Annotated in this window: 10 protein-coding genes and 1 rRNA gene; 8 read left to right on the top strand and 3 right to left on the bottom strand. The window is 56.6% G+C overall.

Translation table 11 applies throughout. From position 1 onward, the window contains the following. A 5S ribosomal RNA gene (gene rrf, locus RMO15_RS25515) occupies positions 1–110 on the top strand; the annotation flags it as partial. Between the two features lie 76 nt (positions 111–186). Here rrf and RMO15_RS25510 read toward each other — a convergent pair. Next, positions 187–588, bottom strand: coding sequence for a DUF4332 domain-containing protein (locus RMO15_RS25510; protein ID WP_309719368.1), 402 nt, complete (start codon positions 586–588; stop codon positions 187–189). Between the two features lie 158 nt (positions 589–746). Between RMO15_RS25510 and RMO15_RS25505 the strand changes: the two genes are divergently transcribed. From RMO15_RS25505 to RMO15_RS25495, 3 genes are read left to right on the top strand one after another with little or no spacing between them, the layout of a single operon-like run. Then, on the top strand, positions 747–2,186 hold the full coding sequence (locus RMO15_RS25505; RefSeq protein WP_309719365.1) for a TolC family protein: 1,440 nt from the start codon (positions 747–749) through the stop codon (positions 2,184–2,186). Next, complete coding sequence (locus RMO15_RS25500) at positions 2,187–3,737, top strand: hypothetical protein (protein ID WP_309719363.1); 1,551 nt, start codon at positions 2,187–2,189, stop codon at positions 3,735–3,737. It begins immediately after the preceding gene. Positions 3,738–3,743: 6 nt separating this feature from the next. After that, complete coding sequence (locus RMO15_RS25495) at positions 3,744–4,523, top strand: ABC transporter ATP-binding protein (protein ID WP_309719361.1); 780 nt, start codon at positions 3,744–3,746, stop codon at positions 4,521–4,523. Between the two features lie 9 nt (positions 4,524–4,532). Here RMO15_RS25495 and RMO15_RS25490 read toward each other — a convergent pair whose 3' ends face one another. Then, complete coding sequence (locus RMO15_RS25490; protein WP_309719358.1) at positions 4,533–4,868, bottom strand: hypothetical protein; 336 nt, start codon at positions 4,866–4,868, stop codon at positions 4,533–4,535. An 84-nt stretch (positions 4,869–4,952) separates the two neighbouring features. Between RMO15_RS25490 and RMO15_RS25485 the strand changes: the two genes are divergently transcribed. From RMO15_RS25485 to RMO15_RS25475, 3 genes are read left to right on the top strand one after another with little or no spacing between them, the layout of a single operon-like run. Continuing rightward, a complete protein-coding gene (locus RMO15_RS25485; protein WP_309719356.1) occupies positions 4,953–6,869 on the top strand; it encodes an EAL domain-containing protein in 1,917 nt (638 codons plus the stop codon). Positions 6,870–6,875: 6 nt separating this feature from the next. Beyond that, on the top strand, positions 6,876–7,283 hold the full coding sequence (locus RMO15_RS25480; RefSeq protein ID WP_309719353.1) for a DUF2721 domain-containing protein: 408 nt from the start codon (positions 6,876–6,878) through the stop codon (positions 7,281–7,283). 45 nt (positions 7,284–7,328) lie between these two features. Beyond that, positions 7,329–11,921: a helix-hairpin-helix domain-containing protein gene (locus tag RMO15_RS25475; RefSeq protein WP_309719350.1), complete on the top strand. Its 4,593-nt coding sequence runs from the start codon at positions 7,329–7,331 to the stop codon at positions 11,919–11,921. Between the two features lie 3 nt (positions 11,922–11,924). Here RMO15_RS25475 and RMO15_RS25470 read toward each other — a convergent pair whose 3' ends face one another. Beyond that, positions 11,925–12,398 carry a DinB family protein gene (locus RMO15_RS25470; RefSeq protein ID WP_309719348.1) on the bottom strand — a complete coding sequence of 158 codons (474 nt, stop codon included), beginning with the start codon at positions 12,396–12,398 and terminating at the stop codon, positions 11,925–11,927. Between the two features lie 74 nt (positions 12,399–12,472). Here RMO15_RS25470 and RMO15_RS25465 point away from each other — a divergent pair. Beyond that, a partial coding sequence (locus tag RMO15_RS25465; protein ID WP_309719345.1) for an ATPase, T2SS/T4P/T4SS family occupies positions 12,473–13,491 on the top strand: 1,019 nt, incomplete at its 3' end.

Here is a 13,491-nt window from a genome sequence, read left to right as displayed (position 1 = left end):
TTTCTAGCGTAGGGGACCCACCCGTTCCCATTCCGAACACGGTAGTTAAGCCCTATTGCGGCGAAGATACTTGGGGCAAAAGCCCCTGGGAAAATAGCGCGACGCCAGAATTTATGTGATTGGCCCTTCTTGGTCTTGCTAGGTGAAAGCTTGGTGAAATCGAGAAGGGCCATTGCTGTTTATGGGCTAATGAGTCACTACTTTGGGAAGGGTTTTTGCTTGCTCAATCCAGGTCGCGAGCGTGCCTTCGTTAGGGACACGATTGACCAGGTTTTTCGAGGCATTAACCTCATCAAGTTTTACTGCGAGATTAGCGGCGTTGCGCTGTGCTAGCTCCGCAACACTGTCAACACCAGCAGCTTCGAGGAGCTCAGCAGTCTGTGGGCCTACACCGTTTAGCCGGCAAAGATCGGCATGGTTTACCCATTTCAGTATGAGTTTTTCACTGATCCCCGTGGCCTTTGTGAGTGCAGCACGCCCCTTGGCATCTCCCCCCACACTCAAAAGCGACTCGATACTTGTGACCTCTGCCTCCGCTAGTTTTGCAGCATAACCAGGGCCAACACCCTCAATTTCTTCGATAGACATTGTATTTTCCTCCAAATGCGAGTATACCCAGAGAGGCCAAATCAGAAAGCTTTCATGGTACTTTAATTTCCTAGAGGTAACAAAGACCCTGTGGTTGTATCTAAAGAGGTAGTTTGTATTGGGGCATCTTTTGCCCGGGAGAATTAGGAAAGATTGTAATGAGGAATTGTTTTGCTCTGTCGCTCCGGGTTGCTACTGTGCCCCTTCTCACTTGTTTGCCGTTGGTATCAGCACTTGCACAAGAGGCACCTAAGACTGCTTCTTCTGCAACGGAAGCTGGGGCGCTTACTCTAGCTTCGGCGATTACGACGGCTCTTGGGCAACAGCCACAGCTGGCGACCGCGGCGGCTAATAAGGAAGCCTCCGCGCAGCGGCTCAAGCAGACTCAGGCAAGCTACTTGCCCACAGTTACTCCTAGCTACAACTTTCAAAATCAGTACACATTTGGGAAAGTCCAGGTCTTTCAAGGAGGTGGTGTGGTTGCGGATCTTCCTTCGGGGAGAACTGTCACGACTCGGCAAGAGCAGATTTCTCTAGCCTATCGTATCTTTGACTCGGGGCGACGTGATCTGAATGCGCGCCAGTCGCGTCAGAACCTACGTGTCTCCGAGCTTGCTGAAGAAAATACACGCCAAACCGTGATCAGTAGTGTTGCAGATACCTACTACAACGCCTTGCGTAACGATGCTCTTGTACGAGTCTCCCAATCGCAGGTTGAGCGTGCCAAGACGACTTTTGATCAGATTACCTTTCAGGCCAATGTGGTAGGCACCACGCCGAAGAAGGATATTCTGCAGGCGCAGGCAGATTACCTGAATGCCGAGGTCAATCTTCTCCAAGCAAAGAACAACGCGGAGATTGCCCACACGCAGCTTCGAAATGCAATGGGGCTGAGTGGCCTAGGTAAACTATCTCTTGTGGATGTCACTCCTCCCACACTGAGTACCCCTTTAACCGCTCAGGTAACAGGTGTGACTCCCGACTCAAAAGATACCGATGCAATTACAAAGCTTCTTGCCATCGCCAATACCAACCGCCCTGATATCCAACAAGGTGAGGTGAATACGGTGATCGGTGAGACGAGTGTGAAGCTCGCCCAGCTTGGAAATCGGCCCGTGCTCAATGTGGATCTTGCAGCTGCCTACCAGCTTGATGCCGCCAATGATCCAACCCGTCAGATTGGTAATAACCGAGCCATTTTGGCCAACCTCAACTACCCTCTCTACGATGGTGGGGCATCGCGGGCCAATATCCACGCTGCCGAGGCCAACCAGCGCTCCACAGTGGCTCAGCTTCAGAACCAGAGGCAGCAGGTTGCCCTGGAAGTCGAGCAATCCTGGCGTAATCTAGGGCAGGCACGGGCAAGCATTCCGGCGACGGATGCTGCTCTGGCCGCCGCTCGTAAGAACTATGAAGCCGCCTCGGAAGCACTACGTCTAGGAGCGGGGAGCACCGTGGATGTGATCACGGCCCAGACCTCGCTGGTGCAGGCGGAGATAAACTATGTCCAGGCGCTCTATAGTTTTTATACGGCTGACTCACGGCTTGCACGAGCGCTGGGGCAAGCGGATCGAATTGGGCAAGCCAACGCGAAGTAAATGCTGGATAGACTCTTTGGAATAGACCTGCGGAGTGTGGCCTTGCTACGGATTACGGTAGGAGGGTATCTGCTCTGGGATCTGGTGGACCGGGCACGGGGACTCACCCGGGACTACACGGACTGGGGAGCTTTCCCTCGCGAATCCAACGTGAGCATGTGGATGGGAGGCGATTACTGGGAGCGTGCCTGGGCCTTTGCCTCCTTTCACATGGCTTCAGGGGACGTTGCCTGGCAGGTCTTTCTCTTTTTGCTGGCCGCTGTCTGTGCTTTTTGTCTTATGGTGGGCTACCGCTCGCGCCTGTTTGCCTGTCTGAGCTGGATCTTGATGATCTCGCTCCAGAACCGAAACCCGATCGTGCTGACGGGAGCCGATCAGATGATCCGTCACACGATCTTCTGGGCGATGTTCTTGCCCCTGGGAGCACGTTTCTCGGTTGATGGGCTTGCGGCGGTGTGCAAGGCCTATCAGCAGGCCGCACCAACCCGCACGCTTTCGGTAGGCTCTGCGGGGATCTTACTCCAGACTCTTTTTCTCTACCAGTTCACGGCGGCTCTGAAGTCCGCGCCAGAGTGGCATACAGAGGGGACCGCACTGTACTACGCTCTCTCGATTGAGCACTACCAGACGACACTGGGACGCCTGGTGCTGGCGATGCCGATTGGGTTTCTAAAGCTGAGTACCTGGCTGACCATGGGGCTGGAGGCCGTAGGGCCGCTGCTGGCGTTTATCCCGGTGGCTACTGAGCGAATACGTCTTTGGCTGATTCTTCTCTTTGTGCTCTTTCACTTGGGGGGAATCGGCTTGCTCATGGATGTTGGCCCTATCTGTGAGACCAGTGTGTTCTTATGGATCTGTTTTCTGCCTGGGCTTTTCTGGGACAGACTCAGTGCTCTCTGGGGACGTCTTCCGGCCTCTCCTCTCAAGACGTGGCTAGAGGCAAAGCGAACGGGCCTGATCCACTGGCGCAATCAGCGGATTGTCCAGCGCGTAAAGCGTGGTGAGCCGCTCCCCGAGCTTCGCTCGACCAAGATCGCGCAAGTGGCGGCGGCACTTTGTCTTGTCTATATACTCCTGTGGAACTTGCGCGGGCTGGATAAGAAGCGCTATGGGCAATTCACGGAAAACCTGACCTGGATTGCAAGTCTGGTGCGCTTGGATCAGCACTGGGGAATGTTTGCGCCCTTCCCCTTCAAAAACGATGGCTGGCTTGTACTCCATGCGATCCTGGAAGAGGGCTCTGAGGTGGATCTAATGCGGGGCGGTCAGCTTGTGCGCTGGGACAAGCCAAACCCCGTGTCGGCAACCTATGTCAATGAGCGGGAGCGCAAGTTTCTGATGAACCTCTACGACCAGCAGTATGCACAGCAGCGGGTGTACTTTGTGCAGTACAAAATGCTGGAGTGGATACAGGCACATCCACAGCAGCCCAATAAGCGTATCCGCCAGATCAACCTCTACTACATGCTCCACGCGACTCCTCCTCCTGGGCAGCCGCAGCCAAAGCCGCGCAAGATACTGCTCTTTAATGAATCCTATACGAAAGTGTGAAAACCGATGGCCGTTGTTATTGAAACGCGAGATTTAATCAAGACCTACAAGACGGGCGTGATGGATGTCAAGGTGCTCCTGGGCATCACTCTGACGATCCACGAAGGCGAGTTTATCGCGATCATGGGGCCATCTGGCTCGGGTAAGTCTACTTACATGAATATTTTAGGCTGCCTGGATCGTCCGACGGGGGGGGAGTACTTACTCGATGGCGAGGATGTCTCTCGCCTCTCAGACAACCGGCTTGCCGATATTCGCAACCAGAAGTTTGGGTTTGTATTCCAGAGCTTTAATCTACTGCCCCGCACCACGGCGCAGCGCCAGGTGGAACTGCCGATGCTCTACGCGGGCAAGCCCAACAAAGAAAAGCGGGCCAAGTGGGCTCTGGAGCGTGTCGGTCTGACGGATCGGGCACACCACAAGCCCAATGAGCTCTCGGGAGGGCAACAACAGCGTGTCGCCATTGCTCGCTCACTGGTCAACGATCCCAGAGTCATCATGGCCGATGAGCCCACAGGGGCGCTGGACACCCGCACGAGCTTTGAGATCATGGGGATTTTTCAGGAGCTCAATCGTGAGGGCAAAACTATCGTGATGGTGACCCATGAGAATGATATCGCGCAGCACGCCACGCGGATCATTCGTTTTCGAGATGGCCTAATCCACGAAGACGGCCCGGTTGAGAGTCCGAAAGATGCTCGCATTGAGCTGGAGCGTTTTCTGGAGGAGCAGGCCCGCAACGATGCCGCCGCAGGGATCAACCGCTACGCCACTGTCCCCGCGTAGCGGATCCGCTTACCCACCCGAGCTGGAGGTGCGCTCTTGCTCGGCCATCTTGAGGCTCTGAGCAAGCTCGCGCAGGGTACGCGATGCCTCTTTTTCTTCATCGGTAGCTTGTTTGAGATTCGCGAGGCTCTCAGGGCTATTCTCATGACGTGAGCGTGCCATCGCCATCTTCAAGTCCACATCGCCGCAGGCGAGGGCGTAGCGCAGCACCGCTTGGCGCAGGAGCTGATTCTCCGCCTTGAGACTGTCAAGCTGCTGGTGCTCGGTGAACTGGGTACGCAACAACGCGACCTCACTCCGAAGCTGCTCGGCTTGATTTTCGAGATAGACAAGTCTTTCTTCCATGGACTAATTAGTTATCCCCTATCCACCGACAATGTAACACTACAGTAATTACCTGTTTCTGGTACAATTCGATAACTTTTCTTCATGACCATGTTGCCTAAAAATTTTCAGCTAGATCCGCAGCTCCGATTTTCACAGATCGAAGGGGAAGTGCCTGAGGTGCGGCTAGGGGAATCTTTACGCTCGGTCTGTAGCACTCCTGTCTGGGAGGCCCTTCAAGACGGACTCATGCAGGTTCTGGCAACACGCATTCCACTCTCTTTTGAGACCGAACTCCTTGGTGAAGGTCATCAGAAGATCGAGATCACTCCCGAGGGAATAGGCATCGCCGTGGCAATTCAGCCCAAAGTGGTGTTCTCACCGGGCAATGCCGATGAGTTTTTTCAGAAGTCTGCTGAGATGCTCTGTCTGCTGGAGCTGGGCACTGCCACGCTGGTACGTGTCAATCCCGCTTGGCATGCCGCACTGGGCTACTCGTCTCAGAGTCTTAATGACCGCAAGCTCTTTGAGCTCATCCCCGACGAAGACAATCTGGAAGTGACCGTGGCACTGGGGCAAGCGGCCCAGGGGAGCACTGCACGCTTTAGCTGCCGATTCCTGGCGGCCTCTGGAGAGTTTCACTCCCTCCAGTGGAGCATCGCACCGGGCAAGGACGGCCTGCCTGCCTACGCCGCTGCGCGTGACATTACCCAGAGCCGCGCGGTTGAGCTAGAGATACGCCGTCAGACCCACCGCGACGCGCTCACCGATCTGCCGAACCGAAAGTCTATCGAGGAGTCTATTTTAAAGCTCCTGACCTCAGGCTCACACGGAGCGTTTGGGGTTCTGGTACTCGCGCTGGATCGCTTTAAGTGGGTGAATGAGGCGCTCGGTCAGGACGGTGGCGACCAGGCGCTGATGATTATCGCGCGTCGGCTCGGGGCCGCGCTTCGGGCCGAAGATGTGATTGGGCGGCTGGAAGGCGACATGTTTGTGGCCCTGCTTCCGGGAGTGGCAAGCGACCCCGATGCCCACTCCGTGGCCCAGAAAGTTCTTGAGGCCGTTCAGTCCCCCTTTGCGCTTCGGGGGATTGATATTCGCCTGACGGCCTGTATTGGCCTTGCGCTGGCTCCATTTCACGGCACTGACCCACGGACGCTCCTGGAGCGCGCGGATACAGCGATGTACCAGGCCAAGAAAGCATCCCGCGGCCATGTCACGCTCTGGCGCGAGGGCATGTCTCTCACAGGGATCGAGCGCTTGGCACTGGAGTCGCGGCTTTCGCAGGCCGTGGACCGGGGCGAGATGCTGCTGCACTACCAGCCGCAAGTAGCGGCAGGCAGTGGGCACTTGCTGGGCTTTGAGGCGCTGGCACGCTGGAACCACCAGCAGCTCGGAATGATCCCGCCCGATACGTTTATTCCCATGGCAGAGGACACGGGCCTGATTGTGCCACTGGGCGAGTGGGTGATGAAGGAGGCGTTTGGGCAGGCTGCCTTCTGGCAGCAGGCACTCTCGGGCTTGGGGGTCTCCGTGAACCTCTCGGGGCGGCAGCTCTCCCAGAACCACCTCACCGAACATATCGAGGAGCTTTTGGCAATGTCCGGGGTGCACCGCGAGCACGTCGATCTTGAGATCACCGAGACGGACTTGATGCAGCAAGACGAAGCCAAGGTCAGAGATGTGCTCTTCAAAATTAAGGACATGGGCCTCCAGCTCTCCGTGGACGACTTTGGGATGGGTTACACCAACTTCGGGCGGCTTGCCAAGCTCCCTGTGGATCGCATCAAGATAGACCGCAGCTTTATTACCCATATCTGCGAGAGCCCCGCCGACGAAGCCGTGGTGCGGGCGATGGTGGACATCTCGCGGACTCTGGGGATGAAAGTGGTGGCCGAGGGGGTCGAGACACAGGAGCAGTTTGAGAAGCTCACTCAGATGGGCTGCGACATTATCCAAGGCTATCTCTTCGGAAAGCCCCTCCCCGCTGCCGATGTCCCGCGCCTCCTGACAGCTCGCTAGCGAAACATGGATATCTCGCTCACGACGCCCGCGCTGCTTTTTCCCGCCGTCTCGCTGATCTTGCTGGCCTACACCAATCGCTTTCTTGCCCTCGCGGCCCTCACCCGCAGCCTCCACGAGCGCTGGAATGAGACCCAAGACCCCAAAATTCCCCCACAGATCGAGAGCCTGCGCTACCGCGTGCGCCTGATTCGCCGCATGCAGACCCTCGGGGTCAGCGCGATCTTGCTCTGCGTGGTCGCCATGTTCTGCCTCTTTGAAAACTGGCTCCGCGCCGGCGCCTGGTTCTTCGGAGCCAGCCTCGTCACCCTCAGCCTCTCCCTTGCCGTCTCCCTCCACGAGATTCAGCTCTCCGGTCGCGCCCTCGACATGCAGCTCGCCGATATGGAAGTGCCCACCAAGGCACACGATTAGCGCAATTTCCGGCTGAGGGGCGAGAGGGGAAGTATAATAGCTGCGATGGCATTTACCCCCCGAACCCGAGAAGAAGCGGAGAGCTACCGTCCCAACGAGGTGCTGGAGTGCACGATTGAGCGTGTGACCTACCACAACGAAGAGAACGGCTACGCGGTGCTTAAAGTCCTGCCAATGGACGCACGTGACAAAGTGAAGGCCGACGTGATCCCGGTGCTGGGGAGCTTCTCGAACCCCGTGGTCGGGGAGAGCCTGCGGATCTTTGGCTGGTGGGACAAGCACCCCCAGCACGGCAAGCAGTTCAAGGCCCTGCGCTACGAGGTGATCCGTCCGGCGACGGCGGCGGCCATTGAGAAGTATCTCGGCTCGGGGATGATCAAGGGGATCGGGCCAAAAGCCGCCGAGTGGATGGTCAAGAAGTTCGGGGTCAAGACCCTGGAGGTGATCGAGCACCACCCGGACAAGCTCCAGGAAGTCAAGGGGATCGGGGAGAAGAAGGCGCTGATGATCCAGGCGGGCTTTGTCGCCCAAAAAGAGATCGCCGCCATTATGGAGTTCCTGATCGGCCATGGGATCACGCCCACCTACGCCGTCAAGATCTATAAGTACTACAAAGAGCGCGCTATCGAGCAGGTGGAGAAGAATCCCTACCAGCTCGCCACGGACATCTGGGGCATCGGCTTTCGGAGCGCCGACAAGATCGCGCTGAACCTCGGCGTGGTCTACGATGCCCCGCAGCGCCTGGAGGCCGGGCTGGTCTACGTGCTCAACAGCGAGATGGAGAGCGGTGGGCACTGCTACTTGCCTCAGAATGAGCTGGTGAGCAAGGCGGCGGAGAACCTCTACATCAAGTCCGCTGATGACCTCCCCGAGCACGACCAGGCGCACGAGAAAGCGCAGCTCGGGCAAAAACTCGACCCCGTTCTAGCCGATCTCATCCAGCGTGGGCTTCTCGTCGCCGAGACCGTGGAACTCATGGGCCACGAAGAGGTCGCCATCTACACCCCGAGCTTTCATACCACCGAGAAAGCCGTCGCGGATCGGGTGCATCAACTCCTGAATTCGCCGTGGCGCAACCGTCCCAAGCCCGCCGAGATAGATAAAATCTTAGACAGCCTACCCGGTCACGAAACGCTCTCCGAGGAGCAAGACATGGCCGTCCGCCGCGCTTTAAGTGAGAGTGTTCTCGTGCTGACAGGTGGCCCTGGCTGCGGCAAGTGTGTCGTTGGCGACACGCTGGTGCTGGGAACCAATGGCTTCACGACCATGCGCTCGCACTGGGGCGAGAACCTCCCCGATGTCCCCGATGGCTTCCACGAGCACAAGGCGCAAGTGGTCACCAAAGACGGCATCGCTACCACAAGCCACGCCTACTGCGGCGGCGTCCGCGAGACCCGCCGCGTCAAAACCCACCTTGGCTTAGAACTGGAAGGCACCCCCAACCATCGCCTCTGGACCATGACCGAAACCGGCCCCGACTGGAAGCGCCTCGACGAGCTAAAACCCGGCGATAGAGTTGCCGTGCGTCGCGGCGATAATATCTGGGGTAATGAAGCCTTTAGTTCGGAAGCAGCCTACTGGCTTGGACAGCAGACTAAAGACAGCACTGAGCCAGTTCCTGAGCTACTTGCTGTGAAAGGTGGTAGCGCTTACCAGCAATTGAAAGAGGGCATTGCTGCTCTGCATGCCACTGATGAAAAGCAGGTTCCAGCGCGGATCTTACGGGCATCACGTCAAGTTGTTGAAGCGTTTTTGGCGGGCTTTTTTGAAGTCTCTGTTTTTCAGAAACCACAGCTCGCGTTTCGAGCAACAATTGCTGGGGCGCAGCTCACACAGGCAATCCAGCTTCTGTTACTGAACCTTGGCATTGTTGCCGCACGCACTGAAGTTTCTGGGAAGTGGCGGATTACCATTGAGGGAGAAGAAGCAGAACGGATGTGGAGTGCGCTTCCTTTTCGCTTCCGATTTCCGCGTGAGGAAGTGCAGATTGCCTCACTAACCGACTGTTATCTCTGGGACAAGGTTGAGAGTACCGAAGAGAGTGAAGCGCCGGTCTATGATCTGACGGTGCCGGGGCCGCACTCGTTTATCGCCAATGGGCTGGTGAATCACAATACCTTCACCACGAACTTTATTGTTCAGGCACTGGAGAAGCTGGGGCGGCGGATTCAGATCGCGGCACCGACCGGACGTGCGGCCAAGCGGGCTGCGGAGGTGTCGGGGCGGGAGGCGAAGACGATCCACCGGCTCTTGGTCTTCGACCCAGAGAAGAAGGGCTTTAAGCACGGGCCGGGCGAGCCGCTGGAACTCGACGTGCTGGTGATTGATGAGTCGTCGATGCTGGATCTGATGCTCACCCACAACACGATCCGCGCCATCCCCGACGGTGCCCAGATTATCTTTGTGGGCGATGTGGATCAGCTCCCCAGTGTCGGGGCGGGCAATGTGCTGAGCGATCTCATTCAGTCTGGACGCGTCCCCGTGGCGCGGTTGACGCAAGTGTTCCGGCAGGCGGCAACCTCGAAGATCATTACCAACGCCCACGCCATCAACAAGGGTAAGATGCCCACGCTCCTGCCGCCGAGCGAGGCCAAAAACGGTGCGGACTGCGTCTTTATTGAGGTGGATGAGACGGAAGACCTGCTCCAGAAGATCAAGGGGATCGTCGCCAAGAGCCTGCCGAACCTGGGCTTCAAGCCTGAGGAGATCACGGTGCTCTCCCCAATGCAGCGCGGCATGGTGGGCGTGCGCAACTTAAACGAGGAGCTGCAAAAGATCGTCAACCCACCGCATGTCAATAAAAATGAGCACCCGCGTGGCGGGATAATTCTGCGTGTCGGCGACCGGGTGATGCAACGGCGCAACAACTACGACAAAAATGTGTTTAATGGTGATGTTGGCTACATCGGTTCAATTGATTCGGAAGAACAAATGCTCATTGTAGACTACCCTGAAGGGCCTGTTGAGTACGAATTTGCAGAAACAGACGAATTAAATCATGCCTTCAGCTTGACAACGCATAAGTGTCTCCACCCCGACGAGCGCATCCGAACACAGCGCGGCCTGATTCCGATAAGCGAAGTGCAAGCAGGTGATCAGGTGCAGACAGGCTTTGGGCAGAAACGTCGAGTTCTAGAATGCTTTAAGACCGGCGATCGGTCTGTTGTTGTGTTGAAAACCCGCTCTGGGCAGACACTTAAAGTCTCACCCGAGCACCCGCTCTGGACAATCCCCAGTGGCCAGAGTAACGCTCTGTGGCGTACTGCGGGCGAGCTGGAAGTCGGTGATATCTTGGCGCTAGACCGTACGGTCTGGGAGAGTGTTAAAGAGCCCGAACTGCCCGAAGTTGTGCCGCTGGTAGGGCGACCCAATGCCGAGCTTCCCTGTGTCCCTTCGCGTATGAACCCACAGCTTGCCTATCTTCTAGGGCTGATCGTCGGTGATGGTTCTTATCGTGACCAGAAAGACGGAACCATTGATCTGACGAGCATGGATGCAGAGATCCAGGAAGCCTATGAGAAAACACTGACAAGCTTCGGCTTGCGTGTGTGCCGCTATGCTCCCAAGGGGAGCCGGGCGATTCGGCTCTATATTGTCTCTCGTGCTTTTCGTGCATGGCTTCTGGAACTAGGTTTGCACTATGCTTCGGCAAGAGCCAAGCGTATCCCGGAGATTATCTTCCGCGCCTCGACCGCATCTCGGGCAGCATTTTTGCGTGGGCTTTTCGATACCGACGGCAGTGCGGGGAAAGAGGGCAGCAGTAACCGCTCCGTCCGCCTGGTCACGGCATCGTCAAAGCTGGCCGATGATGTGCAGCAACTCTTGCTATCTTTAGGGATCGTCTCAAATCGTCGGCACTCTGCCGTCGCGGTGATGCTTGAGGTCAGCGGCCCATCACTACCCGTTTTTGCCGAACGCATCGGGTTTGGGCTAAACTACAAGAAAGAGCGCTTGGAGAAGCTGATCACAAGTCAGGGCGAGGTAGGTAAGACGAACCGGGATACGATTCCGTTTGGCCCGTCGCTGGCAGAAGACCTTTGGGGCGTTCTGAAGAAGCGAAACTGCCCGGCAGTCATACGCTTGCGCTCGATTCTTTCGCATATTCGCCACAATACCCTGCAGATGAGCTATCGGCATCTGGCCGAGTGCGTTGCCTATCTGGAGCGAGAAGGTTTGCCCATTTTGCCACGTGCCTGTCAGGCTTTGCGTTTACACCACTACTTTGATTCGCTGGTAAGCGTCGAAAAGACGAGCGAAACTGCGGCAATGATTGATATTGAAGTCGAGGGAATTCATTCGTTTGTGGCCGGAAGTGGCATGATCTGCCATAACTCGCAGGGTTCAGAATACCCTGCTTGCGTTATTATTGTTCATAATACGCACTACATGATGTTACAGCGCAATTTAGTCTATACGGCACTGACTCGTGCAAAGAAATTTGCGGTGATTATCGGAACGCAGTGGGCGCTGAAGCGCTCAGTCTCGAATAAACATGTCCAGCCGCGCTATACCCGGCTGGCGCAGCGGCTCCAAAATCTTGTGGAGGGGATTGGGACAAGTGGGCTACCCGGAGCCGCTAAAACGGGCCGTGACACTCGCGAGCTACCCACACCACCGATACCAGGACGGCTATTCTAGAGTTTAAATCCAGGTGGTAGGGGCATGGAATTCACCATCGCCTGCCAGAATCTGCAGGAAGTTGATCTGCCCCGAGTGGTAGGCCATGTTTCGGTACGCGCCGACCATCAGCCCCTTGCCTGTACGTTGCCCACGGCGGGTCGGGAATAGCCTCTCGAAGAGGGAATCATTAGACGCGCGAATCACTGTGGCCAGCTCAGCACAGCTTGCTTGGAGTCGAGCACGGGCTTCGGCAGGACTGGTTGGCGTGAGCTCATCGGCGAGGGACGGCACATTCACATCCCCGCGTAGCAGAGCGGCGAAGGCGCGATTGACCGCTATGCACTCAGTAACTTGCTCCAGAGCGGATCGGGTTGGTGCGGAGCCAGGTAGCTGTGGCTGCCAGTTGAGCCGATCTGGAGCTGTGGTTTCGAGGTAGTGCGCCAGGGAGTCGCCAATGAGCTCAATCTGCTCGGCGAGAAGTTCTTGTGCGGTCATGCCGAATTGTAGCACAGCCATCTCGTCCTTCCGCGATGGCGACGTCGGAGGCTTTTTTAGCGGTAAAATTTGCTATGGACGCAGAACCCGTTGTTGAGGAAAAAGAAGAGTGGTGGAGTGCCCGTGAAGTCACTCGGTTTCTAAGCCTCTCGGCGCGGGAGATTGAGAAACTAAGGCGCAGTGGGACGCTCAGTGCGACCAAGCGCTGGCCGTTTGGGTGGCGCTACTCCTCGCAGTCTGTGATGGGCTATTTTGAGAGCCTAGCGGTGGAGGCTCCTCCTCTGCTTGTACAAGAACCGGTCTCCGTGGAGGAATCGGCTCGGATACGAATGCAGGGGATTTTTGAGCTCATGAAAGAGCTTGAAATTGAGAAGAGTGCTGAGCAGGAGGAACCTTACAGTGACTATGAGAGTGCACCTCCTTTAATTCGAGTGGTGAATGCGGTCTTTGCAAATGCTATTGATGGGAAAGCCTCTGATGTTTATTTTGAAGCAGGGCTACGTAGTATGCGCGTTCGGTTTCGCATTGGTGGTGTACTGCAAGAAGTGATGCCGATTCCTAAACTCATGCAAGATCAGGTTACTCGGCGTGTCATGGTGATGGCAGACATTGATCTTGCTCGGCTGTTCGTGCCGCAAGTGGGCACCATTAACCTGCGGCATAATAACCGTGACTGGGTGGTGCGTGTCACGGCGATTCCTTCGATATACGGCCACACGGTAACAGCGAGATTCATTGACGCTGATCTGCCCCGAAAGGGCTTTCGAGAGCTGGGAATGCTAGCGGAGCATTTTGTACCCCTAGAGAATGCGCTGGAGCAAGAGGGAGGTTTGTTTATTTTCGCAGGGGCGAGTGCCAGTGGAACCACGACGACGGTGGCGGCGTGTCTGCACCATCTCAACAAAAGCCAGCGGGCGATCTATACCATTGAGCAGCCGGTTGAGTACGAGCTTCCTGGCATCACGCAGATTCAGCTCAATCCGTTTTGTGGCCACACGCTCGACAAAGCCCTCAAGACCGTGCTTCGTGCCCGCCCCGATGTTCTGTTTCTAGGCAGTATCCACGACACGGAGAGTGCCCGCGCCGCTATGGA

Origin of the sequence: Armatimonas sp., assembly GCF_031410135.1 — a bacterium.
Taxonomy (GTDB): domain Bacteria; phylum Armatimonadota; class Armatimonadia; order Armatimonadales; family Armatimonadaceae; genus Armatimonas.
Note: the sequence above shows the minus strand (reverse complement) of the source record. Positions and strands in the feature narration are given on the sequence as shown.

Coding starts and splice junctions, on each gene's coding strand:
- RMO15_RS25510 (WP_309719368.1), bottom strand. CDS start 588: ATGTCTATCGAAGAAATTGAGGGTGTTGGCCCTGGTTATGCTGCAAAA.
- RMO15_RS25505 (WP_309719365.1), top strand. CDS start 747: ATGAGGAATTGTTTTGCTCTGTCGCTCCGGGTTGCTACTGTGCCCCTT.
- RMO15_RS25500 (WP_309719363.1), top strand. CDS start 2,187: ATGCTGGATAGACTCTTTGGAATAGACCTGCGGAGTGTGGCCTTGCTA.
- RMO15_RS25495 (WP_309719361.1), top strand. CDS start 3,744: ATGGCCGTTGTTATTGAAACGCGAGATTTAATCAAGACCTACAAGACG.
- RMO15_RS25490 (WP_309719358.1), bottom strand. CDS start 4,868: ATGGAAGAAAGACTTGTCTATCTCGAAAATCAAGCCGAGCAGCTTCGG.
- RMO15_RS25485 (WP_309719356.1), top strand. CDS start 4,953: ATGACCATGTTGCCTAAAAATTTTCAGCTAGATCCGCAGCTCCGATTT.
- RMO15_RS25480 (WP_309719353.1), top strand. CDS start 6,876: ATGGATATCTCGCTCACGACGCCCGCGCTGCTTTTTCCCGCCGTCTCG.
- RMO15_RS25475 (WP_309719350.1), top strand. CDS start 7,329: ATGGCATTTACCCCCCGAACCCGAGAAGAAGCGGAGAGCTACCGTCCC.
- RMO15_RS25470 (WP_309719348.1), bottom strand. CDS start 12,398: ATGACCGCACAAGAACTTCTCGCCGAGCAGATTGAGCTCATTGGCGAC.